Origin of the sequence: Bordetella ansorpii, from assembly GCF_900078315.1 — a bacterium.
GTDB lineage: Bacteria > Pseudomonadota > Gammaproteobacteria > Burkholderiales > Burkholderiaceae_B > Bordetella > Bordetella ansorpii.
This window is the reverse complement of the sequence record NZ_FKBS01000017.1, coordinates 440,728-463,894: the sequence shown is the minus strand read 5'-3', so window position 1 is coordinate 463,894 and position 23,167 is coordinate 440,728. Positions and strand designations below refer to the sequence as shown.

Genomic DNA, 23,167 nt, shown 5'->3' with positions numbered 1-23,167 from the left:
TACTCCCTTTGCCTGTCCCTTGCGGGACAGGCAGGGACGGCTTACGCCGAACAATCGGCAACGCCAGTACCGACGAGGGTATCCGCATGGATATGAGTGTTCCGTTCTACGCCGAGTTCGCCGCCGAGGCAGGCTATGCCGTCGGCGCGTCCCAAGGCGGCAGCGCGGCCGCGCTGCGCCATCACCTGGTGCGCCACTACGGCGGGCTGCACCGCCGTCTGGCGCATGATCTGGGCTGCGCCGACCTGGCCAGCGAGAGCCTGCACGAGGCCTGGCTGCGGCTGGGCAACATGGCGCTGCCGGCGCGTGTGCAGAATCCCAACGCCTATGTGTACCGCATTGCGCGCAACGCGGCGGTGGACCGCCTGCGCGGCGAGACGCGCACCGTGGCGCTGTCCGTCGTGGACAGCGACGTTGATCTGCCTGACCAGCAGCCGGGGCCGGAGCGGGCCGCCGAGGCACGCTCTCTGCTGGCACGGCTGGACGAGGCCCTGCACGGCCTGCCGTTCCGGCACCGCTGCGTGCTGTTCGACCTGCACGCCGAAGGCCGCACACGCGCCCAGGTGGCGGCGACCTATGGCCTTTCCCTGCACACCCTGGACACCGTATTGCGCCAGGCGCTGGCCTGCTGCGCCGGCGCGATGGCCGAGTCCGGCGCGCGGGGACGCCCGCACCGCGAGCGGGCAGTCTGAACCTTGGAGGGGCCTGGGCATGGACATCCGCCATCTGCGCGACTTCCTCGCCCTGGCCGAAGCACTCACTGCACTTCGGCCGTGCCGCCGAGCGCGTCCACATCGACCCGTCGCCGCTGTCGCGCCCCGTGCGATGAGCCGCATCAAAGGTCTTGATGCGGCCGGCAGCGGCATCGGTCAGGCCTCGGTCCATTCCGCCTGCCGGTCCGATTCGGACAGCAGTCGAATTTGAGGCCGCCAGATGTGAAAAAGGGCTTAGCGAGTCATCGCTAAGCCCTTGATAATTCCTGGTGGCGCATCCCTGATTCGAACAGGGGACCTGCGGATTATGATTCCGTCGCTCTAACCGGCTGAGCTAATGCGCCAACGCATCTAAAAGATTGCTTTTTCGTCGATGCTGCTTCGTTTGGCGCGCTTTGTCTTGCTAAGCTGCGTCAAGCGAAGAACGAAATTCTAGCACAATAAATTTCTGTCGCGCAAGCGTCATCCAAAAAGAACATCGATCTTCGCCTCGGCCGCTACGAGGCATCCAACGCCAACCGGATCCCCGAGAACTGCCACCGCGCATCCGCCGGAAAGAAATTCCGGTAGCTCGCACGGATGTGGTCCCTGGGCGTGGCGCACGATCCGCCACGCAGCACGTACTGGTTGCACATGAACTTGCCGTTGTATTCGCCCACGGCGCCTTCCGGCGGCATGAAGCCGGGATAGGCATCGTAGGAACTGCTCGTCCATTCCCACACGTCGCCGTACATCTGGCTGGGGCCGGCGCCGTCGCCCGCCGGGGCGCTGCGGGGCTGCAGATGGCCGCTTTCGAGCATGTTGGCGCGTCCTTCGGACTGCGCGCTGCCCGTACCCGCCAAGGCCGCGTCGCGCAGTCGCGCCGCGTGTTCCCATTCGCCTTCTCGCGGCAATCGCGCGCGAGCCCAGCGAGCATACGCGTCCGCCTCGAAATAGCTGACATGCGTGACCGGCGCGTGCGGATCGATCGGCTGCATGCCATGCAGCGTGAAAGCCTGCCAGTCGCGCTTCTGCCCTTCCCAGTACATCGGCGCGCGCCAGCCGGCGCTGTTGACCATGTCCCAGCCCAGCGACAGCCAGAACTCCGGACGCCGATAGCCGCCGTCCAGCATGAACTCAAGATACTCGCCCTGCGTGACCAGCCGGTTGGCCAGGCAATAGGGGCGCAGCAACGCGTCGTGGGCGGGGCTTTCGTTGTCGAACGCGAAGCCCGCGCCTTCGTGGCCCAGCCGCACGATGCCGCCGTCGTAGCGTGTCCATCCTGCCCGCGTGCCAGGCGGCAGGCTGCCGGCGGGGGATTCCTCGCGGTACGCCGGCCGCAGGGGATTGCACGACAGCAGGTGCTTCAGGTCGGTCAGGATCAATTCCTGGTGCTGCTGCTCGTGGTTGAGCCCCAGGATGACCAACGCCTCGAATTCCGCATCGCCGGCGTGACGCGCCAGCAGCGTGTGCATCGCCGCATCGACGTGTTCGCGGTAGCGCAGCACGTCGGCCAGCGGCGGGCGCGTCAGCAGGCCGCGCTGCGGACGCGGATGCTTGTCGCCGATGGCGTTGTAATAGGAGTTGAACAGCATCCGGTATTGCGGATGAAAGGGCGCGCGGCCAGGATCGAAACGGCCGATGACGAAGGTCTCGAAGAACCACGTGGTATGCGCCAGGTGCCATTTGACGGGGCTGCAGTCCGGCATGGATTGCGCCTGGCAATCCTCCGGGCTGAGCGGCGCGGCCAGTGCGACGCTCTGGCCGCGCACGCCCTCGTAGCGCTGCGAGGCCGTGCGTTCGGCGCGCGGCAGGGCGGACGCGGCCGCGCCCGGATGAGTCAACAGGCAGGAGGGGTCCATCGGGACTCCTGGAAAGGGTAAGACTCGCATCAGGCGCGCGCGCTGAAGACGGAGAACCAGTCGCGCCGGTCGGACCAGTGTTGCACTTCATCGAAGCCCGCTTCGCGCAGCAGCGAGGCAAAGCCTTCCACGGTGTACTTGTACGAGCTTTCGGTATGGATGCTCTGGCCGCGAGCGAAACGGCGCTCACCGCCCGGCCACTTCACCAGCACGTCGCAGGCGGCGCGCAGGTGCATTTCCACACGGGATTCGGTCTCGTTGAAAGTCGCTTCGTGGCGCCAGTCCTCGACGCGGAAGTTGCTGCCCAGCAGGGTGTTCACGTGCCGCAGCATGTTCAGGTTGAAGGCGCCGGTCAGGCCGATCGCATCGTCATAGGCGGGTTGCAGCACGCTACGGGGCTTGACGCGATCCACGCCCACCAGCAGGCCTCCGCCCGGGCACAGCGCGCGAATGCGTTGCAGCAGGGCCAGCGCTTCGTCGGGCGTCAGGTTGCCGATGCTGGAGCCGGGATAGAAAAACAGCCGGCCCTCGGCGGGCACGGTGTCCGGCAGCTCGAAGGCGTGCGAGAAGTCGCGGCCCAGCGCGCAGATCTCCAGCCCTGGATGGGCATGGCGCAACCTGGCCACGGCATCGTTCAGATAGTCGGCCGAGATGTCGATGGGGACATAGCGCCTGGGCTCCAGGACGGGAAAAAGCCTCTCTGCCTTTACGCAGTCGCCCGCGCCCAGGTCGATCAGCGATTCGACGCGGCCCGCGTGGCGGGCGATGCGGGATGCCTGCTCCCGCAGGATCTCGGCTTCGCAGCGCGTGGGGTAGTACTCGGGCAGCAGGGTCAGCGCCGTGAATAGGCTGGAGCCCAATTGGTCGTACAGGTATTTCGGGCTGATGGTGGGAGTGGCGGCGGTCAGGCCGGCCCGCAGTTCGTCGGCGGCGGTGCCGGTGCGGCCGGCGGGGGCGGCCGAAGCCGGGGCCAGTGAGGTCAGGGAGCGTGCCATGCGTTCGGGTCCATCCTGAGGAGAGGGGGAAGGGAAGCGCTGTGCGAGCCATTCGGCTTGTTGTTCTACCCTGACGGACTGACCTTTCATGCCCTGTGGGTGGTTTCTTATTCTTTTTTCTTATTGTGCCTGCCGGGGTGTTCGGGATGTCAAGCAAGCCTTGCCGGATTGCAAAGGACTTTTACGAAATGCGGCACGCAGCCCGGTGTTTCGCCCCCTAGAAATACCGTGCTACGGCTCGTTGCCAATCACCAGGGCGCGCAAAACCCGCATCGGTAAGAATAGAGCCGTCGTGTTGCACCAGCCTGACTGATGCAGCAGCACTTGCCAGGAGGCTTGTATGTCCACCATTGTCGTTGCCCGGTTCGATAGCCTTGCGTCCGCTCGCAGCGCGGCGCATGCCCTGGTTGCGGATGGCTTCGCGGAAGAGGCGGTCAGCATGTTCCATGGGAACTCCTCCCTTGGAGATCTTGGCGAGCATGGTTTGCGCGGTGGGCCCGAACTGGGGTCGGTGATGGGGCGCAAGGGTGCCGTTTCCGTCCTGGCCGCGGTGTCGGCGCTCGGCGCCCTGATCGGCGCCGCGCTGTTGTCGCTGCCCGCCTGGAGCGATGGCATGGCCTTGGTCGCGGGCGGTGCGGCGGGCGGATACCTCGGTGCGCTGCTTGGGGGGTTGTGGATGGTGGGCGGCCTGCCGGGGCAGGCCGGCGGCCTGGACAGCGGCCTGTTCGGCAAGACTATCCTGGTGGCGGTGCAGGTGCATACGGCCGGCGTGCCGATGGTGACGGCATTGCTGCGTGATGCGGGGGGCGTGCAGGTGGACCGGGCGCGTGGGCCGTGGCAGGTGTCCGACCATTGGGAGCCCGCGCCCAAGCCCGCTGCGCAGCCCCGTACGTGGCTGCCCGTGGCGGCCGCGCGCGCGGCGGCGGTGCGGCCCGCCACGGCTGCGCGCCGCACGCAGTGGCAGCCTTGAATGCGAGACGCTTTTATCCTTTCCTGACGCTGCTGGCGCGCGGCGGCGCGGCGGGGCTGGTGGTCCTGCTCGCCGCCTGCGCCAGCGTTCCCGACACCACCCTGTTGCGTGAGCGCGGGCAGCAGGCCGCGCGCTCGGCCGACGTCGGCTGGCAGAGTTACAAGCGCGGCCAGGACCTGGCAGCGCGCCATGCCTCGCAAGCGGATTTCCTTGCCTATCACCTGGAAGTGGAACAGGCAGTCAGCGGCACGCCGCTGTCGCCCGGCAACCAGGTAAGGCTGCTGGAGGACGGTCCCACTGCCTACGGCGCCATGCTGCGCGCCATCGGCCAGGCGCAACGCTACGTTCACATGGAAAGCTACATCTTCGACGACGACGAGGATGGGCAACGCTTCGTGCAGGCGCTGGTCGCCGCCAGCCGGCGCCACGTCGAGGTGGCGCTGATGGTGGACGCGGTGGGCACGATGGATACCTCGGACGCGATGTTCCAGCAATTGCGCGACGCGGGCGTGCAGGTGGCGGTGTTCAATCCGCTCAACCCTGTCGAGGCGCGCGCGGGCTGGTCGCCGAATCAGCGCAACCATCGCAAGGTGCTGGTGGTGGACGGCCAGGTGGGGTATCTGGGCGGCATGAACATCAGCGGCGTGTATTCGTCGCGCGCCAGCAGCGCCTCGGTGTCGGGCGAGGGCAAGCGGGGCGATGCGCCGTGGCGCGATACGCACGTCGAGATCCGCGGGCCTGGTGTCATGCAGCTGGAGCAGGTGATCCGCGAGGGCTGGGCCTCGCAGAAGGGGCCGCCGCTCACCGAGTGGATCACGCTGGCGCCGCCCGCCAGGCAGGGCGAACTGACCGTGCGTATCCTGGCCAACCAGCCCGACGATGCCGGTGGGTATACGGTGTATCTGACGATGATGTCGGCGTTCGCCAGCGCGCGGCGATCCATCCACATCACCATGGCGTATTTCGCGCCGGATCCTGCGTTCGTCGAGGTGCTGGCCGATGCGGCGCGGCGCGGCGTGGACGTACGCATGGTCCTGCCTGGCTTCAGCGATTCGTCGCTGGTGCTGTATGCGGGGCAATCGCACTACGGCGACTTGCTGCGCGCGGGGGTGAAGATCTACGAGCGGCGCGATGCCTTGCTGCATGCCAAGACGGCGGTGGTGGACGGGGTCTGGTCCACCGTCGGGTCCAGCAACATGGATTGGCGCAGCTTCGCGCTGAACTACGAGGTGAATGCGGTCATCCTGGGCAGCGCGTTCGGCAGCCAGATGGAAGCGATGTTCGAGCAGGACGTGGCCGATGCCGCCCCGGTCGATCTGCAGGCATGGGAAGACCGTGGCGTGGGCGAGCGCGTGATGGAAGGCGTATCGCGCCTGTTCGAGCGCTGGCTGTGACGGCGCCTGCGGCCGGGATGCCGGGCCTGGCGGAAACCGCGTCGCGGGCTGCCGGCATCCACCGCGAGCGGTCGCGCCGCGCCTGGCCCGGACGGCGCGCCGTGCAAGAAGGCAGGCGCTGGCCTCCCGGTGTTTTCAAGCTCAGGCAGCCACCGGCTGCAATGGCTCAGTCGGCTCGTCGGGCCGGTTCAGTTCCGCGAGCGCCGACGTGATGTCGGTCGCCGGCTGGAACGAATCGGCGCGCGCCATGCCCCAGCCCACCCGATAGACGTCGTGGCGGAACTCGCCGCGCAGCAGTTCGCCCGGCGCCAGTTCGGGAAAGATCGCCGACAGCAGCCGTACTTCGGAAGAGGACACGCGCCGCGCGATGTGATGCGGGCGCAGCTGGCTGGGATGCGTCAGGCCAGCCGCGCCGATCAGTTCCGCCAGGGCATGCTGCGTGTTGCGGTGGAAGTGCGCCACGCGCTGCGCCTTGTCCGGCACCACCAGCGCGCGCTGGCGCAGCGGGTCCTGCGTGGTGACGCCGGTGGGGCACTTGCCGGTGTGGCAGGCCTGCGCCTGGATACAGCCGATGGCGAACATGAAGCCGCGCGCGGCGTTGCACCAGTCGGCGCCCAGGGCCATGGCGCGCGCCATGTCGAAGGCGGTGATGATCTTGCCCGATGCGCCGATGCGGATGCGGTCGCGCAGGTTCACCCCGATCAGCGTGTTGTGCACCAGGCGCAAGGCTTCGCGCAGCGGCGTGCCGACGTGGTCGACGAATTCGACGGGCGCGGCGCCCGTGCCGCCTTCCGCGCCGTCGACCACGATGAAGTCGGGCGTGATGCCGGTCTCCAGCATGGCCTTGACCATGGCGAACCACTCCCACGGGTGGCCCATGCAGAACTTGAAGCCCACGGGCTTGCCGCCGGACAGCTCGCGCAGCCGCGCGATGAAGTGCATCAGGCCGATGGGCGAATTGAAGGCGCCGTGGCTGGACGGCGAATTGCAATCGCGCCAGGGCTGCACGCCGCGCGCTTCGGCGATCTCGATGGTGACCTTGCCCGCGGGCAGGATGCCGCCGTGGCCGGGCTTGGCGCCCTGCGACAGCTTGATCTCGATCATCTTCACCTGCGGCAGGCTGGCATTGCGCGCGAAGGCTTCTTCGGAGAATGCGCCGTGTTCATCGCGGCAGCCGAAGTAGCCCGAGCCGATGTTCCAGACCAGCGCGCCGCCCGGCTGGCGGTGGTAGCGGCTGATGCCGCCTTCGCCGGTGTCGTGCGCGAAGTTGCCCTGGCGCGCGCCTTCGTTCAGCGCCAGCACGGCGTTGGCCGACAGCGCGCCGAAGCTCATGGCCGAGATGTTGAAGGCCGACATGGAGTACGGCTGCTTGCAATCGGGGCCGCCGACGCTGACGCGGAAATCCGCATCGGCCACGTGGGCCGGCGTCATCGAGTGGTTGATCCACTCGTAGCGGTCGCCGTAGACGTCTTCCTGCGTGCCGAAGGGGCGCTTGTCGATCTCTTCCTTGGCGCGCTGGTAGACGATGGAGCGCTGCGCGCGCGAGAAGGGCGCGGCCTGGGTATCGTCTTCCAGGAAGTACTGGCGGATCTCGGGCCGGATGAATTCGAACAGGAAGCGCAGGTTGCCCAGCACCGGGTAGTTGCGCCGGATGGCATGGCGCGTCTGGATCATGTCGTAGATGCCCAGCAGCGCCAGCGCCGTCAAGGGCAGGGCGGCGAGCAGCCACCAGGCCGATACCGCCGCGCTCAGCGCCAGCGTGATCGCGGCGCCCATCACCATCAATGCAAAGGCCGTGAAGCGGCCGGCAATCCAGCTCATCCCATCTCTCCTGAACGAGGATGGGGGCACCATACCAGAAGCGCATCACCGCTGATACTGCGGCGCGGCGCCATTCAGCACTCGGAAAGCGCCAGCCCGCCTATGACGATGGGCGGCGGCTGGCGTGCCGCCAGAAAGGTCAGCAGCCCGAAGGCGCCGGGGTCTTCTCGACAGCCAGGCCGAAGGCGGGACGCAGCCTCACGCCGGCCACGTTGCCCACGAAGGCGGCGGGCAGCCACAGCCAGGCGTGCAGACTGCCGGACAGGATGCCGCTGAAGTACGCGCCGATGTTGCAGCCATAGGCCAGGCGGGCGCCGTAGCCCAGCAGCAGGCCGCCGACCACCGCGCCGGCCAGTTGGCGGGCGGGGACTTTCCAGACGGGGGCGAACTTGCCGGCGGCGCTGGCAGCGGCCAGTGCGCCCAGCATCAGGCCGATGTCCATGACGGAGGTGACGTCCTGGCGCAACGGCGCGGCCAGCGAGGCCTGCTGGCGGGTCCAGTAGGTCCAGTTGGCCACGTCCATGCCCAGGCCGTCCAGCGCCTTGGCGCCCCACAGCGCGAAGGCCGAGGTGATGCCCCACGGCCGGCCGGCCAGGGCCAGCGTGGCGAAGTTCAGTACGACCAGCGCGATGCCGCCCCAGACCAGCGGCCAGGGGCCGCGCAGCAGCGAGGCGGGCTTGTCGGTGCCGGTGGCGGTGGAAATCAGGCGGCCGTGGCGGCGCTTCTCCAGCACGGTCGAGATCCAGGCGATGGCGGCGAACACGGCCAGGTTGGCGGCCAGCGCGGCCGGCACGCCCCAGGACTTGACCAGCGACGTGGGCGGCAACGCAGGCAGGGCTGACCACCAGGGGAAATGCGCAGTGCCCAGCACCGAGCCGATGATGAAGAACAGCAGCGTGACGACCATGCGGGTGTTGCCGCCGCCCACCGCGAACAGCGTGCCGGACGCGCAGCCGCCGCCCAGTTGCATGCCGACGCCGAACAGGAACGCGCCCAGCAGCACCGAGACGCCCGCTGGCGACACCAGGCCGTTGACGGGCTGGCCGAACAGCGTGCCGCCCGCCAGGAAGGGGAAGAACAGCAGCACGCCGACCGACAGCATGATCATCTGCGCGCGCAGCCCGGCGCCGCGCCGGTCGGAAACGAAGACGCGGAAGGCCTGGGTGAAGCCGAACGAGGCGTGATACAGCGTGACGCCCAGCAGCGCGCCGGTGATCCACAGCGCGCTTTGGCGCCAGCCGACGGTTTCCAGCAGATAGGCCGCGCCGGCCAGGATCAGCAGCAGGGCGATCCAGAGCGGCTTGCGATTGATACGGATCGGCGCAAGCGCCGAGGGGAAGGGCAGGGTGGGGGCGGTTTGACTCATCGCGGCAGTCTACTGATCGTGGTTAATTTCTCAAAATAATCAATCTTGATTTTTTAATTTCCAATGGAAATATGAAAATCAGGCGAGCCGCCAAGCCAGCGCGGCCAGCGTCACCAGCAGCACCGGCAGCGTCAGCACGATGCCCACGCGGAAGTAATAGCCCCAGCCGATGGCCAGTCCCTTGCGCGCCAGCACGTGCAGCCACAGCAGCGTGGCCAGGCTGCCGATGGGCGTGATCTTGGGGCCGAGGTCGCTGCCGATCACATTGGCGTAGATCATGGCGTCGCGCACGGGGCCGGTGGCCGACGTGTCGGCGATGGACAGCGCGCCGACCAGCACGGTGGGCAGGTTGTTCATCACCGAAGAAAGAAACGCGGTGACCAGGCCGGTGCCCAGGGCCGCGCCCCACACGCCGTATTCGGCGCAGCGGTCCAGCAGCGTGGTCAGGTGGGCGGTGAGGCCGGCGTTGCGCAGGCCGTACACCACCAGATACATGCCCAGCGAGAACACCACGATGTGCCAGGGCGCTTCGCGCATGATGCGGCGCGTGCCGACGATGTGCTGGCGTCCCGCCACCAGCAGCAGTCCGGCGGTGCCGGCGGCCGCGATGGCGCTGATGGGGATGCCCAGGGGTTCCAGCACGAAGAAGCCCGCCAGCAGCAGCGCCAGCACCACCCAGCCGGCGCGGAACGTGACGGGATCGCGCACGGCGCTGCCCGGTTCGGGTAATCGCGACACGTCGTAACGCGCGGGAATGCCGCGCCGGAAGAACCACATCAGCACCGCCAGCGTGGCGGCCACGGCGGCGAAGTTGACCGGTACCATCACGGACGCATAGCGGCCGAAGCCGATGTCGAAGAAATCGGCCGAGACGATGTTGACCAGGTTGGAGACGATCAGCGGAATGCTGGCGGTGTCGGCCACGAAGCCCGCCGCCATCACGAAAGCCAGGGTGGCGGCGGGCGCGAAGCCCAGCGCCAGCAGCATTTCCATGACGATGGGCGTGAGGATCAACGCCGCGCCGTCGTTGGCGAACAGGGCGGTGACCAGGGCCCCCAGCAGCACGACCAGCACGAACAGGCGCTTGCCGCTGCCGCCGCCCCAACGGGCCACGTGCAACGCGGCCCATTCGAAGAAGCCGGCGCGGTCCAGGACCAGGCTGGTGACGATGATGGCGATGAAGGTGGCGGTGGCGTTCCAGACGACGTGCCAGACCGCGCCGATGTCGGTCCAGTGCACCACGCCGCTCAACAGGGCCAGCGCCGCGCCGATGCAGGCGCTCCAGCCGATGCCCAGGCCACGCGGCTGGGCGATGACGAGCACCAGGGTCAGGGCGAAGATGGCGACGGCGAGCGGCATGGTGCGGCGTGCTTGGGGGGAGGGAAAGCCGCGATGGTAGCCTGTTTCCCGGGCCGCGGATCGCTGTCAGAATCGCACCCTTGTCACCGCATTGGAAGGAAGCCGCATGTCCAGCAATCCGTCAGTTCCGCGCCTCGTCATCGATACCTGGGAACGCCTGCGCGACGATGCCAGCCAGGTGCGCCATGCCGTGTTCGTGGTCGAGCAATCCGTGCCGCTGGAGATCGAGATGGATGACATGGATGCGGTGTGCGTGCATGCGGTGGCCTACGATGCCGCGGGCGAGCCCGTGGCCACCGGCCGGCTGCTGCCCGACGGGCACATCGGCCGCATGGCGGTGCTGGCGCGCATGCGCGGCACGGGGCTGGGCGGGCAGGTGCTGCGGGCATTGATCGAGAAAGGACGCGAGGCTGGCCAGTCCGTGTTGATGCTCAATGCCCAGACCCATGCGCGCGCATTCTACGAAGCGCACGGGTTTGCCGCGTGCGGCGAGGAATTCATCGACGCGGGCATCCCGCATGTATCGATGCGCATGGCGTTGCACTGAGCCATGCGCCGTGCGCGGCGGTCTTCAATTCGCCGATTCCCTGGCCCGCTTCACTTCGAGTGACGTCACCGGTCCGGCCGCGTTGCCCCAGCTATTGCGGATGTAGGTCACCAGCAGCGCGGCGTCGTTGTCGTTCAGTATCTGGCCGAACGGCGGCATGCCGTGCGGTCGTGGATTGTCCTTGGTGGCCGGTGCGAAGCCGCCGTCCAGCACCATGCGGATGGCATTGATGGGCGAGGCCGCGGTCACGGTGGGGTTGCCCGCCAGCGGCGGCCAGGCCTGCGTGCCGCCTTCGCCCGATGCCTGGTGGCATTGCGCGCAATGCTGCGCGTACAGCTTGCCTCCGGCATCCAGCGACGCCTGCGGCGGTGGGGGAAGCCGGGCCGGCGGGGCGGTGGACGGCAGGCTTTTCAGGTAGACGCCGATGGCCATCGCGTCGTCGGCGCTCAGGTGTTGCGTGCTGCGCTGGACCACTTCGGCCATGGGGCCGCTGGCGGTGGAGTGCGCCGCCATGCCGGTGCGCAGCAGCGCGGCGATGTCCTCGGCCCGCCAGTTTCCCAGGCCGGTGGCGGGCGCGCCATTCAGCGGTGGCGCATACCAGTCCAGCATCGGAATCAGGCCACCGCCCAGGCTGGCGCCGTCCACTGTGGCGCCCTGGCCGTTGCGCGGCGCGTGGCAGGCCGCGCAGTGGCCCAGGCCCTGCACCAGATAGCGGCCGCGATTCCATTGCTGCGACTGCCCGGTGTCTTCTGTCGGCGCGCCGGGGGTGAAATACAGCACGCGCCATGCCGCCAACAAGGGCCGTTGATCGTATGGAAAGCGCAGCTCGGGCGCGCGGCTGGGTTGGTTCACGGGTTGCACGGTGCGCAGGTAGGCATGGAGCGCATCCGAGTCCGCTCGCGTGACATTCGTGTATTCCGTGAATGGAAAGGCCGGATACAGCAGCGTGCCGTCGCGCGACTTGCCGTTGTGCAGCGCGTTCCAGAAATCGTCTGCCGTCCACGCGCCGATTCCGGTCTGGGGATCGGGGGTGATGTTGGGGCCGTAAAGCGTGCCGAAGGGGGTGGGCACCGGGGTGCCGCCGGCGTAGGGCTTGCCGTCGCGGGCAGTGTGGCAGGTCATGCAGTTGCCGATCTGGGCCAGATAGCGGCCACGGTCGAGCTGGGCGGCGGGGTCGGTGGCTGCAGCAGCGGGTGGGCCGGCGTCGTCACGTGTCCCCAGCCAATACGTCATGCCGCCCGCCGCTACGCAGAGCAGCAGCAAGACCAGCAGAATGCGTGCAATCCGTCTCATGAGCGATCCCGTTCAGCGTTGTGGCTGGCTGCCGCAGCGGGCGGGCAGGGACGCCGAGCCGGCGGGCTGCGGCGCATAGGCGCCGCCCACGGGCTGCGAGGACAGCCAGGCGGATACCGCGCTGATGTCCTCAGGCGTCAGCTTGTCGGCTACGTCGGCCATGCAATCCGGCGCGGCGGCCTGGCGGCGGGCATTCTTCCAGCCCCCGATCTGCGAGACGAGGTAGTCGCGCGGCAAGCCCAGCAGCCCGGGGATGGCAGGCAGCATGCCGCCCAGGCTTGCGCCATGGCAGGCCGTGCAGGCGGTCAGGCCGCGGGCGGGATCGCCCTGCATGGCGAGCATCCGGCCCCGTTCCAGTTGGGCCGCGGGCACGCTGGCGGGCGAGGGCGGCGGATAGGGCACGTGCTGCTCGGCGAAGTAGCCGGCGATTTCGTGCAGATAGGCATCGGGCAGGTTGGCCAGCAGATGCTGCATGGGCCGGTACTGGCGGCGTCCATCGCGGAAATTCAGCAGTTGGTGATAGAGGTAGTCCTGCGGCTTGCCGGCCAGCCTGGGGTAGTAGCCGTCGTTGCCGGCACGGCCCTGTTCGCCATGGCAGGCCGTACAGGCCGCCACGCGGGCGGCCATGGTGCCGGGCTGCAAGGCGGTGGGTTCCGCGGCGTGCGCGGGGGCGCAAAGTATGAGGATGGCGAGCGCGGCAAGCGCGCAGCCCACTCGCGGCGTGCAGCCGCGACGGCGCGCGGCGCGGGGCGTACAGGAGGCGTTCGGCATCGGCTTTATCGTTATGGCACCCGCGGGGAGCGGACTTGGAATGGGGATCTGCCGCCTGCAAGCATACGACGACGGACCGGCCGTGGTACAGAAGAGAGGGCGTGGCGGAAAGCCGCGCTTCGCATCACGCGCCGGTTGCGCGAGCGGCGTTCGACCCTGGTCTGTCTTGCACAGCGTGGCGCGCGCAGCCCCGGTGGCTCGCGAACATGGAGCGGCGACTCGTGTGGCGCGGTCGATGCCGGATGGGATACGTGTGCGGCTTATCGGCCTTGGGGCTGGCTTTGCGGGCCCTGGCCACTGCTGAATATCCGAGCCGGAAAGATCCAAGCCCGAAAGCAAAAAAGCCACGCGATTGCGTGGCTTCCTGCGTTTGCTGACTTGGTAGTGTCAGCCATGCTGCGAGTACTAAAGCGGTGGTGCCCAGGAGAGGACTCGAACCTCCACACCTTGCGGCACACGGACCTGAACCGTGCGCGTCTACCAATTCCGCCACCTGGGCACTGTCTGTTTCCGCAAGCGTCTCGTTTTTCGCGATTCGCTGTGTCAGCAGCAGAGGAACGAGATTATGCATATGTTTTTGGGTTTGTGCAAGTCCATGGCGACTTTTTCTAAAATATTTATAGTTCGCCCATGAGTCGACCTGTCTGCCCCCGCTGCACGAGGCCCCTGGCCCACTGCCTTTGTCCTCTGATTCCCACGTTGCCCAGCACCACGCGGGTGGTGGTGCTGCAGCATCCCGACGAGGCGCGCCATGCCCTGAACACGGCGCGGCTGGCGGTGCTGGGCCTGCCCAACGCCCAGTTGCTGATCGGCGAGCGTTTCGCGCCCGGGCAGTGGCACGCGCCAGGCTATGCGCCGCACCTGCTGTTTCCCGGTCCCGAGGCACGCGTACTGGCGGCCGATGGCGTACTGGCGCCCGCGCAGCCTTCCGGCGTGCCTTGCCTGCTGGTGGTGCCCGATGGCACCTGGCGCCACGCCCGCAGCCTGTTGCGCCACAATCCCGGCCTGGCCGAGCTGCCACGCCTGGCCTTGCCCGAGGGGGCGGCGTCGCGTTATCGCGTGCGGCAGGCGCGTGAGCCGGGGGCGCTGTCCACGCTGGAAGCCATCGTGCAGGCGCTGAACGCGCTGGAGGCGCCGGCGGCGTTCGATGCGCTGCTGCGGCCGTTCGAGGCGCTGGTCCAGGCGCAGATCGCCGCGATGGGCCAGGATGTCTACGAACGTCATCATGTGCGCCGGCAGGGGCCGCGGTCCTCGTGATTTGTGAGGCCGCGCCGCCATCGGCATAATGCTCCGCGAATCCGTCGTTACGGAGGAGGTGGCGGGCATGGAACGCAGGGCAGTGTCTTCACGGTCTAACCGCCTCATCCAGGGGATGGCCCGGCGGCTGGCCGCCACGCGCGTCACCCCCGATCAAATATCCGCGTTCAGTGTCGTGGCGTCGTTGCTGGCGCCGCTGGGCCTGCTGGCGGTCGGCGGGCCGGCCGGCGCCGTGCTGGCCATCGCGGGGATCCAGTTGCGGTTGTTGGCCAACGTGCTGGACGGCCTGGTCGCCGTCGAGGGCGGCAAGGGCTCCGCGCTGGGCGCGCTCTACAACGAGTTTCCGGATCGCCTGGCCGATTCGATCATCCTGGTTTCCATCGGCCATGCCGCGCACAGCATCGAGCTGGGCTGGCTGTGCGCCTTGCTGGCCGCGCTGACGGCCTATGTGCGCGTCGCGGGCGGCGCGCTGGGGCAGCCGCAGCGCTTCCTGGGGCCGATGGCCAAGCAGCATCGCATGGCGGTGGCCACGGTGGCGCTGGCCTTGGCTGCTTGCGCCCCGCTGGCGCCGTCGTTCCCGCTGGATCCGGCCGCATTGCGTGTCGGCCTGATCGTCATCGCCGTGGGCTCGGCCTGGACCTGCTGGACGCGCACGCGTGCCATCGCCATCGGCCTGGCGAAGCCGGAGGCGTCATGATCCAACGTGGGCGGACCTATCGCGTGCTGCGCGAGTTGCTGTGCGGGCTGGTGCGGTTTCTGGTCGGGGCCTATCCGAACGGCGACATGCCGCCGGGCCATCGGCAGACGCTGTACTTCGCCAACCACACCAGCCATCTGGACACCCTGGTGATCCTGGCCGCGCTGAAGCTGCGCGCGCGGTCGCGGGTGCGGCCGGTGGCCGCGCGCGACTACTGGTGCAAGACCGAGAGCCGGCGCTGGGTGGCCGAGAAGATCCTGAACGTGGTCTTCATCGACCGGCAGCGCAGCGGTGGCGGCGATCCGCTGGCGCCGGTGCGCCAGGCGCTGCAAGAGGGGGCGTCGCTGATCTTCTTTCCCGAGGGCACGCGCGGCGACCAGGAATTGCCCGGCGCCTTCAAGAGCGGGCTGTTCCGGCTGGCGCAGGAGTTTCCCTCGTTGAACCTGGCGCCGGTCTATCTGGAGAACCTGCACCGCATCCTGCCCAAGGGGGCGCTGCTGCCGCTGCCGCTGATCAACAAGGTGCACTTCGGTCCGGTGCTGGCCCGTGTCGGCGACGAGACCAGGGACGACTTCCTGGCGCGTGCCCACCAGGCGGTCAGCCGCCTGTCGCCCGGCCATTGATGCAGGAACGCCATCCATGAACCTCGATTTCTGGCGCCTGGCCCTGGGCATCATCGCTTTCCTGGCGGCGTCCACCGTCATCAGCCATATATTGGTCTGGCGCGTGGGGCGCGACAACGCCACCATCCGCAACCTGGCCGAACGCGTGGATGCGTGGTGGCTGCTGGTGGGCATCGGCATTCCGGTGATCGCGGCGGGGCGCGTGCCCGCCATTGTGCTGTTCGCCTTTGCGTCCTTCCTGTCGCTGCGGGAGTTCCTGTCGCTGACGCCCACGCGTCCAGGCGACCGGCCCGCGCTGTTCGCGGCGTTCTTCGTCGCGATCCCCGTGCAGTACGGGCTGGTGGGCATCAACTGGTATGGGCTGTTCGCGATTTTTCTGCCGGTGTATGGCTTCCTGGTGATCTCGGCGATGACGGCCGTGGCGCAGGATACCCAGCACTATCTGGAGCGCACCGCCAAGATCCAGTGGTCGGTGATGGTGTGCGTGTATGGCATCAGCCATGCGCCCGCGCTGATGTCCCTGCAGATTCCCGGCTATGACGCGGCCGATGGCGTGCTGTTGTTGTTCTTCCTGCTGGTGACGCAGATCTCGGACGTGCTGCAGTACGTGTGCGGCAAGCTGTTCGGCCGGCACAAGCTGGCGCCGGCGCTCAGTCCCGGCAAGACCTGGGAAGGGGTGATCGGCGGCGGCATGCTGGCGACCGGCGTGGGCGCGGCGCTGTATTCGTTCACGCCGTTCCAGCCCTGGCAGGCGGGTCTGCTGGCCCTGGCCATCGTGGTGTCGGGTGTGATCGGCGGGCTGGTGCTGTCGGCGGTGAAGCGGTCGCTGGGCGCCAAGGATTGGGGCGCGAGCATTCCGGGCCACGGCGGCATGCTGGACCGCATGGATTCGATCGCGTTCGCCGCGCCGATCTTTTTCCATCTGACGCGGTTCTGGTATGCCTGAGGGGGCGTACCGAAGCAGAACAGACAAGCACCCGCTGAAAAACAAAAAGCCCGCGTTGGCGGGCTTTGTCGGTGGCGAGCCAGTTAACTGGCTTTCGAGAGGCGCGGCGCATATTCATGAACCGTTGGTAGCCGCCTGTCGACTTGAAGCTTGTGGTGCCCAGAAGAGGACTCGAACCTCCACACCTTGCGGCACACGGACCTGAACCGTGCGCGTCTACCAATTCCGCCACCTGGGCACTGCACTACTACATTCACTGCTGTGTCTGTTTATCCGAGGCCTTGTGCAATAAGGCTTGCACTGGCTTTGTGATACGCTTTTCCGAACTGATTACCGGAAAAGCTGCCGGAGTCAAAAAATCGCTACGGCGAACAGAAGCTGTGCATTATATACGGGATTTTCACCTTTGGCAAAACGACCGAATAACGACTCGAATAACAACCGATCCACGTCTGTCTTGCCCGATGCGCCGCCCGATTTCGATCCCGACGTCCCCTCGCGCGAAGCCATCCTGACGGCCCTGCGTTCGGCCGCGACGCCCCTGTCGCCGGAAGAACTGGCGCAGCGCATGGGCGTCGAGCGCGAGGCCACGCTGGTCGGCTTCGACCGCCGTCTGGCGGCCATGGAGCGCGATGGCCAACTGATGCCCAATCGCAAGGGCGTGCTGCTGCTGGCCTCCAAGCTGGATTTCGTCGCCGGCAAGGTGCTGGGCCATCGCGACGGATTCGGGTTCCTGCAGCGCGAAGACGGCGGCCAGGACATCTTCCTGGCGGCCCGCGAGATGTCCAAGGTGCTGCATGGCGACCGCGTGCTGGTCAAACCCACGGGCGAGTACCGGGGCAAGCCCGAAGGCACCATCGTCGAGGTCATCGAGCGCCGCACCAACAGGCTGGTAGGGCGCTTCCTGCACGAACATGGCCTGTCCATCGTGGTGCCGGAAGACCAGCGCATCAAGCACGACATTCTCATTCCTCCGGCCGACACCAACGGTGCCCAGCATGGGCAAGTGGTGTCGGTCGAGATCATGGCGCAGCCCACCCGCCATACCCAGCCGCTGGGCCGGGTGTTTGAAGTGCTGGGCGAGATCGACGATCCGGGCATGGAGATCGAGATCGCCGTGCGCAAGTTCGACGTGCCGGTCGATTTCAGCGAGGCCGCTGCCAAGCAGGCCGCGCGCCTGCCCGACGTGGTGCGCAAGAACGACCTGAAGGGCCGCGTCGACCTGCGCGACGTGCCGCTGATCACCATCGACGGCGAGGACGCCCGCGACTTCGACGACGCCGTCTATTGCGAACCCGTGGACCTGGGCACCGGCACGCGCAAGCGTCCCGCCTGGCGTCTGCTGGTGGCCATCGCCGACGTCAGCCATTACGTGCGCAGCGATGACCCGCTGGACGTGGATGCCTTCGAGCGCGGCACCAGCGTGTATTTCCCGCGCCGCGTGATTCCCATGCTGCCCGAGTCGCTGTCCAACGGCCTGTGCTCGCTGAACCCGAACGTCGACCGGCTGGTGCTGGTGTGCGACATGGTCATTCCGGCCACCGGCGCCAAGGCCGGCACGGTCACGGCCTATCAGTTCTTCAACGCGGTCATGCATTCGCAGGCCCGAACCACCTACACCAACATCTGGGCGGCGTTGCAGCAGCCCACCGGTCCGGCTGCCGCGGCGTTGGGCGGCGTGCTGCCGCACGTGCAGCACCTGTACGAGCTGTTCCAGCTGCTGGTGCAGTCGCGCCGCAAGCGCGGCGCCATCGACTTCGATACCGTCGAGACCAAGATCGTCTGCAACCAGTTGGGCCGCATCGAACAGATCGTGCCCTCGGTGCGCAACGATGCGCACAAGCTGATCGAAGAATGCATGCTGGCGGCCAACACCTGCGCCGCCGACTTCATGCTGCGCAGCAAGCACCCTGGCCTGTACCGCGTGCACGAAGGCCCGACGCCCGAACGCCTGAAATCGCTGCGCGAATTCCTGCGCACCATGGGCCTGTCCCTGGGCGGCGGCGAAGAGCCCACGGCCAGCGACTACGGCGAATTCCTGGACAGCGTGCGCGGCCGCCCCGATTTCCCGCTGCTGCAGACCATGTGCCTGCGCTCGATGCAGCAGGCCATCTACAGCCCCGACAACGTCGGCCACTTCGGCCTGTCGTATCCCGGGTACACGCACTTCACCTCGCCCATCCGCCGCTATCCCGACCTGCTGACGCACCGCGTCATCAAGGCCCTGCTGGCGGGCGACCGCTACGTGCCCAAGCTGGAAGACCAGCCCGTGGCCGTGGGCGCCAGCCAGAAAGAGCACGAGCACGACATCTGGGAAAAGATGGGCCTGCTGCTGTCGTCCCGCGAGCGCCGCGCCGACGAAGCTTCGCGCGACGTCGAGGCCTGGCTGAAGTGCTGGTTCGTCAAGGAACGCGTGGGCGAGGACTTCAGCGGCACCGTCACCGGCGTGGCCAGCTTCGGCATCTTCGTCACGCTCGATACGCTGCACGTCGAGGGCCTGGTGCACGTCTCGGAACTGGGCGGCGAGTACTTCCAGTTCAACGACGGGCTGCACGAGTTGCGCGGCGAGCGCACCGGCATGCGCTACCGCCTGACCGACAAGGTCCAGGTGCAGGTGGCGCGTGTCGACCTGGAAGCCCGCCGCATCGAGTTCCGCCTGGTCAAGGGCACCAGCTTCGACGCGCTGCGCAAGCAGGCCGCCAAGAACCCCGACGAGCCGCCGCGCCGCGTCAAGCGCGCCGCCGCGCCCAAGCCTGCCGCCTTGAAGGGGCAGACGGCCAAGCAGCGCCGCGCCGAAGCCAAGCGGGCCAGCAAGCCGGCCAAGACGGCGGCGCGGCCCGCGAAGAAGGCGCCGCGCGCGCGATAGCGTGTATCCCCCAGGCGGCGGGCCTGGCGGAGTCCGATTCGATTCCGCTGCTCCAGGCGCCGCCAGGGCCCGCCCGTGCGATACGCCGCGGGCAGGCCTAGCCAGGAAGCCGGTCTGTGGGCCGGCTTTTTTCCTGCTCGGGCCGCACGCCGGCGGCATTCCAATGCGCGGTAATGGCCGGCATGTTCGCTTCGATCCAGTCGGCCAGGCCCTGCACGCGTTGGGCCGCCTCGCGCCCCAGCGGCGTCAACGAATACTCCACGTGCGGCGGCACCACCTTGAAGGCGCGCCGCTGCACGATGCCGTCGCCTTCCAGCCATTGCAGCGTCTGGGCCAGCATCCGTTCGTTGACGCCGCGGATGGTGCGGCGCAGTTCGCTGAAACGTTGCGTGCCAGGCAGCAGTGCAATCAGCACCAGTACGCCCCAACGGCTGGTCATGTGCTTGAGTACTTCGCGTGACGGACAGGCGGCCGTCATGAGGTCGCCACGTTGGAGTATTTCCGACAGCGAAGCCGGGCGTTCGTCCGGACCGGAGGAGGAGGGATCGGCAGTCATATCAATACTTACCTTTTTGTGCGTACTTACAAAAAATTAGTATGTGGCGTAGAGTCTAGCGCTCCTTCCCCTGGAAACCAAGAACAGGAGTTCCGCCATGACCATCGCCATCACCGGCGCCACCGGCCAACTGGGCCGCATCGTCGTCGACAGACTGAAGCAGAAAGTGCCCGCCGCGGACATCGTCGCGCTGGTCCGCAGTCCCGAAAAGGCCGCCGACCTGGGCGTGGCCGCGCGTGCCGCCGACTATGCCGACCCCACCTCGCTGGATGCCGCCCTGGCCGGCGTGCAGACGCTGCTGCTGATCTCGTCCAGCGAAGTCGGCCAGCGCATCGCCCAGCACCGTAACGTGATCGACGCTGCCCGCCGCGCCGGCGTCCAGCGCATCGCCTACACCAGCCTGCTGCATGCCGACCGTTCGCCGCTGAGCCTGGCCGATGAGCACGTGGCCACCGAGAAGCTGCTGAAGGAATCGGGTATCGCGTACACCGTGCTGCGCAACGGCTGGTACACCGAGAACTACGCCGGGTCGTTCGGCGGCGCCGTGGCGCATGGCGCCCTGGTGGGCTGCTCGGGCAACGGCAGGATCTCTTCCGCCACGCGTGAAGACTATGCCGAGGCCGCCGTGGCCGTGCTGATGGGCGCGGGCCACGAAGGCAAGACCTATGAACTGGCCGGCGACACGGCATGGACGATGGCCGATCTGGCCGCGCTGTTGTCGCGCCATGCCGGCCGCGACATCCCGTACAACGATCTGCCGCAGGCCGAGTATGCCGCCGTCCTGAAGCAGCTCGGCCTGCCGGACTTCCTGGCCGAAGGCATTGCCTCGTGGGACGTGGGCGCCTCGCAGGGCGCGCTGTTCGACGATGGCCGTGTCCTGTCGACGCTGATCGGCCGTCCGACCACGCCGCTGGCAGCCTCGGTGGACGCCACGCTGAAGGCTTGAGAGGGCGGCGATCAGCGTGAAGCGGGGCAGGGCGGCGGCCCTGCCGGCCCCATCGCGGGGCGGGCGGCGGTAACATGGCGGGATCGGCGCCGCCGTCGTCCGCCCATGCAGATCCGCGGCCAGTGCGCTCTTCGCTCATCAAAAGGTATTACGCTCTATGGCTTCGGCCCAAGTCCTCGCCGGGTTTCATGCGGTCATCGCGCGCCTGCGCCATGCTCCCGAATCGATCAAGGAAATCTACGTCGAGGCTTCGCGGCGCGACAAGCGCATGCAAAGTTTGATCGAATCGGCCGAACGCGCCGGCCGGCGCGTGCACCCCGTCGCGATCGACCGGCTGGATGGCCTGTCGCGCGGCACGCGCCATCAAGGCGTGGTGGCGCTGGCCGACGAACGCCAACTGGCCGTCGATGTCGACGAAGTGCTCGACGTCATCGAAGGTCCGGCCTTCCTGCTCATCCTCGACGGCGTCACCGATCCGCATAATCTGGGCGCGTGTCTGCGCACGGCCGACGCGGCTGGCGTGCACGCGGTCATTGCGCCGCGCGACCGCGCGGTGGGCCTGACCAGCACCGTGCAGCGCGTGGCTTGCGGCGCGGCCGACACCGTGCCCTACATCACCGTCACCAATCTGGCGCGCACCATGCGCAGCCTGAAAGAGCGTGGCGTCTGGCTGGTCGGCACCGACGACCAGGCCACCGACAGCATGCATGCCGTCGATGCGCGCCAGCCCATGGCCTGGGTCATGGGCGCGGAAGGCGAGGGCATGCGCCGCCTGACGCGCGAGACCTGCGACCAACTGGTCAACATCCCCATGCTGGGTTCCGTCGAAAGCCTGAACGTCAGCGTCGCCAGCGCCGTGTGCCTGTACGAAGCCGTGCGCCAGCGCCAGGCCTGAGCCTTTTCCTCTTCTCTTTCCTGAAACACCGAGACCATGCATCAGAACGGCTTTACCACCGGCATTCTCCATTCCGACCGCAGCCAGTCCGTCGAGCACGGCGCCGTGCACAAGCCGATGCACCCGTCGTCCGAGTTCGCCTACGAAGACGCGCGCGAGCTGGCCGCGGTATTCCAGGGCAAGGCGGGTTTCACGTACGCGCGCCAGGGCACGCCGACCACCAACGCGCTGGAAGCCAAGATCACGCTGATGGAAGGCGGCAGGAATTCCGTCAGCTTCGCCACCGGCATGGCCGCGTTGGCCGCGGTGTTCTGCACGCTGTTGCGCCGCGGCGATCACCTGGTGTCCAGCCAGTACGTGTTCGGCAACACCAACAGCCTGCTGGGCACGCTGGCCGATCTGGGCGTGCAGGTCACCACCGTCGACGCCACCGACATCGAACAGGTGCGCGCCGCGCTGCGTCCCGAGACGCGCATGGTGTTCACGGAAACCATCGCCAACCCCGGCACGCAGATCGCCGACCTGAAGGGCATGGGCGATCTGTGCCGCGAGCACGGCCTGGTCTACCTCATCGACAACACGCTGACCTCGCCCTGGCTGCTGCAGGGCCGCGAGATGGGCGCCTCGCTGGTGATGAACTCGCTGTCCAAGTACATCGCGGGCCACGGCCATGCGCTGGGCGGCTCGATCACGGACACTGGCCTGTACGACTGGGCGAACTACGGCAATATCTACGACTCGTACAAGAAAGGCCCGTCCACCGGCTGGGGCCTGACGCAGATCAAGAAGAAAGGCCTGCGCGACATGGGCGGCACGCTGGCCGCCGAGCCTGCGCACCGTATCGCCATCGGCGCCGAGACCCTGGCGCTGCGCATGGACCGCCATTGCGCCAATGCGCTGGCGCTGGCGCGCTTCCTGGAAAAGCACCCCGGCGTGGCCAAGGTGCATTACCCGGGCCTGGAATCCCATCCGCAGCACGCGCGCGCCGCAGGCCTGTTCAAGGGCCGTTTCGGCGGCCTGCTGGGCGTGGAACTGGCCGACGGCATCGATTGCTTCGACTTCCTCAATCGCCTGCGCATCGTGCTGATGGCCACGCACCTGGGCGACACGCGCAGCCTGGCGCTGCCCGCGGCGCACACCATCTACTACGAAATGGGCCCCGAACGCCGCAAGCAGATGGGCATCGCCGACAGCCTGATCCGCGTGTCCGTGGGGATCGAGGACGAAGCCGATCTGCTGCATGATTTCGACCAGGCCCTGCAAGGCAGCATGAAGGGATGAGCAAGTGGCTCGCGCGAACGCCGATCGCGT

The 23,167-nt window shown here is 67.7% G+C and carries 21 protein-coding genes and 3 tRNA genes; 13 read left to right on the top strand and 11 right to left on the bottom strand.

The annotated features are described in order from the left end of the window. Nucleotides 1-86: 86 nt before the first annotated feature. Both A7W11_RS17105 and A7W11_RS28045 read left to right on the top strand, forming a co-directional pair. Nucleotides 87-692, top strand: coding sequence for an RNA polymerase sigma factor (locus A7W11_RS17105; protein WP_082853280.1), 606 nt, complete (start codon nt 87-89; stop codon nt 690-692). A 19-nt stretch (nt 693-711) separates the two neighbouring features. Next, a complete protein-coding gene (locus A7W11_RS28045; protein ID WP_156523125.1) occupies nt 712-924 on the top strand; it encodes a hypothetical protein in 213 nt (70 codons plus the stop codon). Between the two features lie 56 nt (nt 925-980). Here A7W11_RS28045 and A7W11_RS17100 read toward each other — a convergent pair. The 3 genes from A7W11_RS17100 to egtD all read right to left on the bottom strand — a co-directional run bounded on the left by A7W11_RS17100 (nt 981) and on the right by egtD (nt 3,549). After that, nucleotides 981-1,057: transfer RNA gene (locus A7W11_RS17100), tRNA-Met, on the bottom strand. Between the two features lie 153 nt (nt 1,058-1,210). Then, a complete protein-coding gene (gene egtB / locus A7W11_RS17095) occupies nt 1,211-2,554 on the bottom strand; it encodes an ergothioneine biosynthesis protein EgtB (RefSeq protein ID WP_082853281.1) in 1,344 nt (447 codons plus the stop codon). A 29-nt stretch (nt 2,555-2,583) separates the two neighbouring features. Then, a complete protein-coding gene (egtD, locus tag A7W11_RS17090) occupies nt 2,584-3,549 on the bottom strand; it encodes an L-histidine N(alpha)-methyltransferase (RefSeq protein WP_066415678.1) in 966 nt (321 codons plus the stop codon). Nucleotides 3,550-3,889: 340 nt separating this feature from the next. Here egtD and A7W11_RS17085 point away from each other — a divergent pair, with 340 nt between their 5' ends. Both A7W11_RS17085 and A7W11_RS17080 read left to right on the top strand, forming a co-directional pair. Next, a complete protein-coding gene (locus A7W11_RS17085; protein WP_066415677.1) occupies nt 3,890-4,519 on the top strand; it encodes a hypothetical protein in 630 nt (209 codons plus the stop codon). Between the two features lie 23 nt (nt 4,520-4,542). Continuing rightward, nucleotides 4,543-5,913 (top strand): phospholipase D-like domain-containing protein, encoded by a 1,371-nt coding sequence (locus A7W11_RS17080; protein WP_235816909.1) that lies wholly within the window; start codon nt 4,543-4,545, stop codon nt 5,911-5,913. 141 nt (nt 5,914-6,054) lie between these two features. Here the strand turns inward: A7W11_RS17080 and A7W11_RS17075 are convergent, their stop codons facing one another. From A7W11_RS17075 to A7W11_RS17065, 3 genes are all read right to left on the bottom strand, one after another. After that, nucleotides 6,055-7,734 carry an FMN-binding glutamate synthase family protein gene (locus A7W11_RS17075; protein WP_066415674.1) on the bottom strand — a complete coding sequence of 560 codons (1,680 nt, stop codon included), beginning with the start codon at nt 7,732-7,734 and terminating at the stop codon, nt 6,055-6,057. A gap of 139 nt (nt 7,735-7,873) precedes the next feature. Further along, on the bottom strand, nt 7,874-9,100 hold the full coding sequence (locus tag A7W11_RS17070; RefSeq protein WP_066415671.1) for a YeeE/YedE family protein: 1,227 nt from the start codon (nt 9,098-9,100) through the stop codon (nt 7,874-7,876). Nucleotides 9,101-9,178: 78 nt separating this feature from the next. Then, entirely contained in the window at nt 9,179-10,459 is a 1,281-nt protein-coding gene (locus tag A7W11_RS17065) for an arsenic transporter (protein WP_066415666.1), read from the bottom strand. Between the two features lie 106 nt (nt 10,460-10,565). Here A7W11_RS17065 and A7W11_RS17060 point away from each other — a divergent pair, with 106 nt between their 5' ends. After that, complete coding sequence (locus A7W11_RS17060; protein ID WP_066415662.1) at nt 10,566-11,006, top strand: GNAT family N-acetyltransferase; 441 nt, start codon at nt 10,566-10,568, stop codon at nt 11,004-11,006. A 24-nt stretch (nt 11,007-11,030) separates the two neighbouring features. Here A7W11_RS17060 and A7W11_RS17055 read toward each other — a convergent pair whose 3' ends face one another. From A7W11_RS17055 to A7W11_RS17045, 3 genes are all read right to left on the bottom strand, one after another. Continuing rightward, the gene (locus A7W11_RS17055; RefSeq protein WP_066415653.1) at nt 11,031-12,299 is read right to left on the bottom strand and encodes a c-type cytochrome; all 1,269 of its coding nucleotides are present in this window, start codon (nt 12,297-12,299) and stop codon (nt 11,031-11,033) included. A 12-nt stretch (nt 12,300-12,311) separates the two neighbouring features. Then, nucleotides 12,312-13,070, bottom strand: coding sequence for a c-type cytochrome (locus tag A7W11_RS17050; protein ID WP_082887309.1), 759 nt, complete (start codon nt 13,068-13,070; stop codon nt 12,312-12,314). A gap of 414 nt (nt 13,071-13,484) precedes the next feature. Then, nucleotides 13,485-13,569, bottom strand: a tRNA-Leu gene (locus A7W11_RS17045). A gap of 131 nt (nt 13,570-13,700) precedes the next feature. Here A7W11_RS17045 and A7W11_RS17040 point away from each other — a divergent pair. The 4 genes from A7W11_RS17040 to A7W11_RS17025 all read left to right on the top strand — a co-directional run bounded on the left by A7W11_RS17040 (nt 13,701) and on the right by A7W11_RS17025 (nt 16,593). After that, the gene (locus A7W11_RS17040; RefSeq protein WP_066415642.1) at nt 13,701-14,327 is read left to right on the top strand and encodes a tRNA-uridine aminocarboxypropyltransferase; all 627 of its coding nucleotides are present in this window, start codon (nt 13,701-13,703) and stop codon (nt 14,325-14,327) included. An 82-nt stretch (nt 14,328-14,409) separates the two neighbouring features. Beyond that, complete coding sequence (locus A7W11_RS17035; RefSeq protein ID WP_235816899.1) at nt 14,410-15,024, top strand: CDP-alcohol phosphatidyltransferase family protein; 615 nt, start codon at nt 14,410-14,412, stop codon at nt 15,022-15,024. Continuing rightward, nucleotides 15,021-15,647: a lysophospholipid acyltransferase family protein gene (locus A7W11_RS17030; RefSeq protein ID WP_066415630.1), complete on the top strand. Its 627-nt coding sequence runs from the start codon at nt 15,021-15,023 to the stop codon at nt 15,645-15,647. The genes A7W11_RS17035 and A7W11_RS17030 overlap by 4 nt, the downstream gene beginning before the upstream one ends. A gap of 16 nt (nt 15,648-15,663) precedes the next feature. Continuing rightward, nucleotides 15,664-16,593, top strand: a complete 930-nt coding sequence (locus tag A7W11_RS17025; RefSeq protein WP_066415626.1) for a phosphatidate cytidylyltransferase — start codon at nt 15,664-15,666, stop codon at nt 16,591-16,593. A gap of 153 nt (nt 16,594-16,746) precedes the next feature. On the opposite strand, the gene A7W11_RS17020 is transcribed toward A7W11_RS17025, so the two are convergent. Further along, nucleotides 16,747-16,831, bottom strand: a tRNA-Leu gene (locus tag A7W11_RS17020). 168 nt (nt 16,832-16,999) lie between these two features. Here A7W11_RS17020 and rnr point away from each other — a divergent pair. Then, a complete protein-coding gene (gene rnr / locus A7W11_RS17015) occupies nt 17,000-19,459 on the top strand; it encodes a ribonuclease R (protein ID WP_156523123.1) in 2,460 nt (819 codons plus the stop codon). A gap of 97 nt (nt 19,460-19,556) precedes the next feature. On the opposite strand, the gene A7W11_RS17010 is transcribed toward rnr, so the two are convergent. Beyond that, nucleotides 19,557-20,015, bottom strand: a complete 459-nt coding sequence (locus A7W11_RS17010) for a winged helix-turn-helix transcriptional regulator (protein ID WP_082887308.1) — start codon at nt 20,013-20,015, stop codon at nt 19,557-19,559. 97 nt (nt 20,016-20,112) lie between these two features. Here A7W11_RS17010 and A7W11_RS17005 point away from each other — a divergent pair, with 97 nt between their 5' ends. From A7W11_RS17005 to A7W11_RS16995, 3 genes are all read left to right on the top strand, one after another. Next, nucleotides 20,113-20,961, top strand: coding sequence for an SDR family oxidoreductase (locus tag A7W11_RS17005; RefSeq protein ID WP_066415613.1), 849 nt, complete (start codon nt 20,113-20,115; stop codon nt 20,959-20,961). A gap of 157 nt (nt 20,962-21,118) precedes the next feature. Further along, the gene (gene rlmB, locus A7W11_RS17000) at nt 21,119-21,856 is read left to right on the top strand and encodes a 23S rRNA (guanosine(2251)-2'-O)-methyltransferase RlmB (protein ID WP_066415611.1); all 738 of its coding nucleotides are present in this window, start codon (nt 21,119-21,121) and stop codon (nt 21,854-21,856) included. A 36-nt stretch (nt 21,857-21,892) separates the two neighbouring features. Further along, nucleotides 21,893-23,137, top strand: a complete 1,245-nt coding sequence (locus tag A7W11_RS16995; RefSeq protein WP_066415610.1) for a cystathionine gamma-synthase family protein — start codon at nt 21,893-21,895, stop codon at nt 23,135-23,137. The last annotated feature ends 30 nt before the right edge of the window (nt 23,138-23,167 follow it).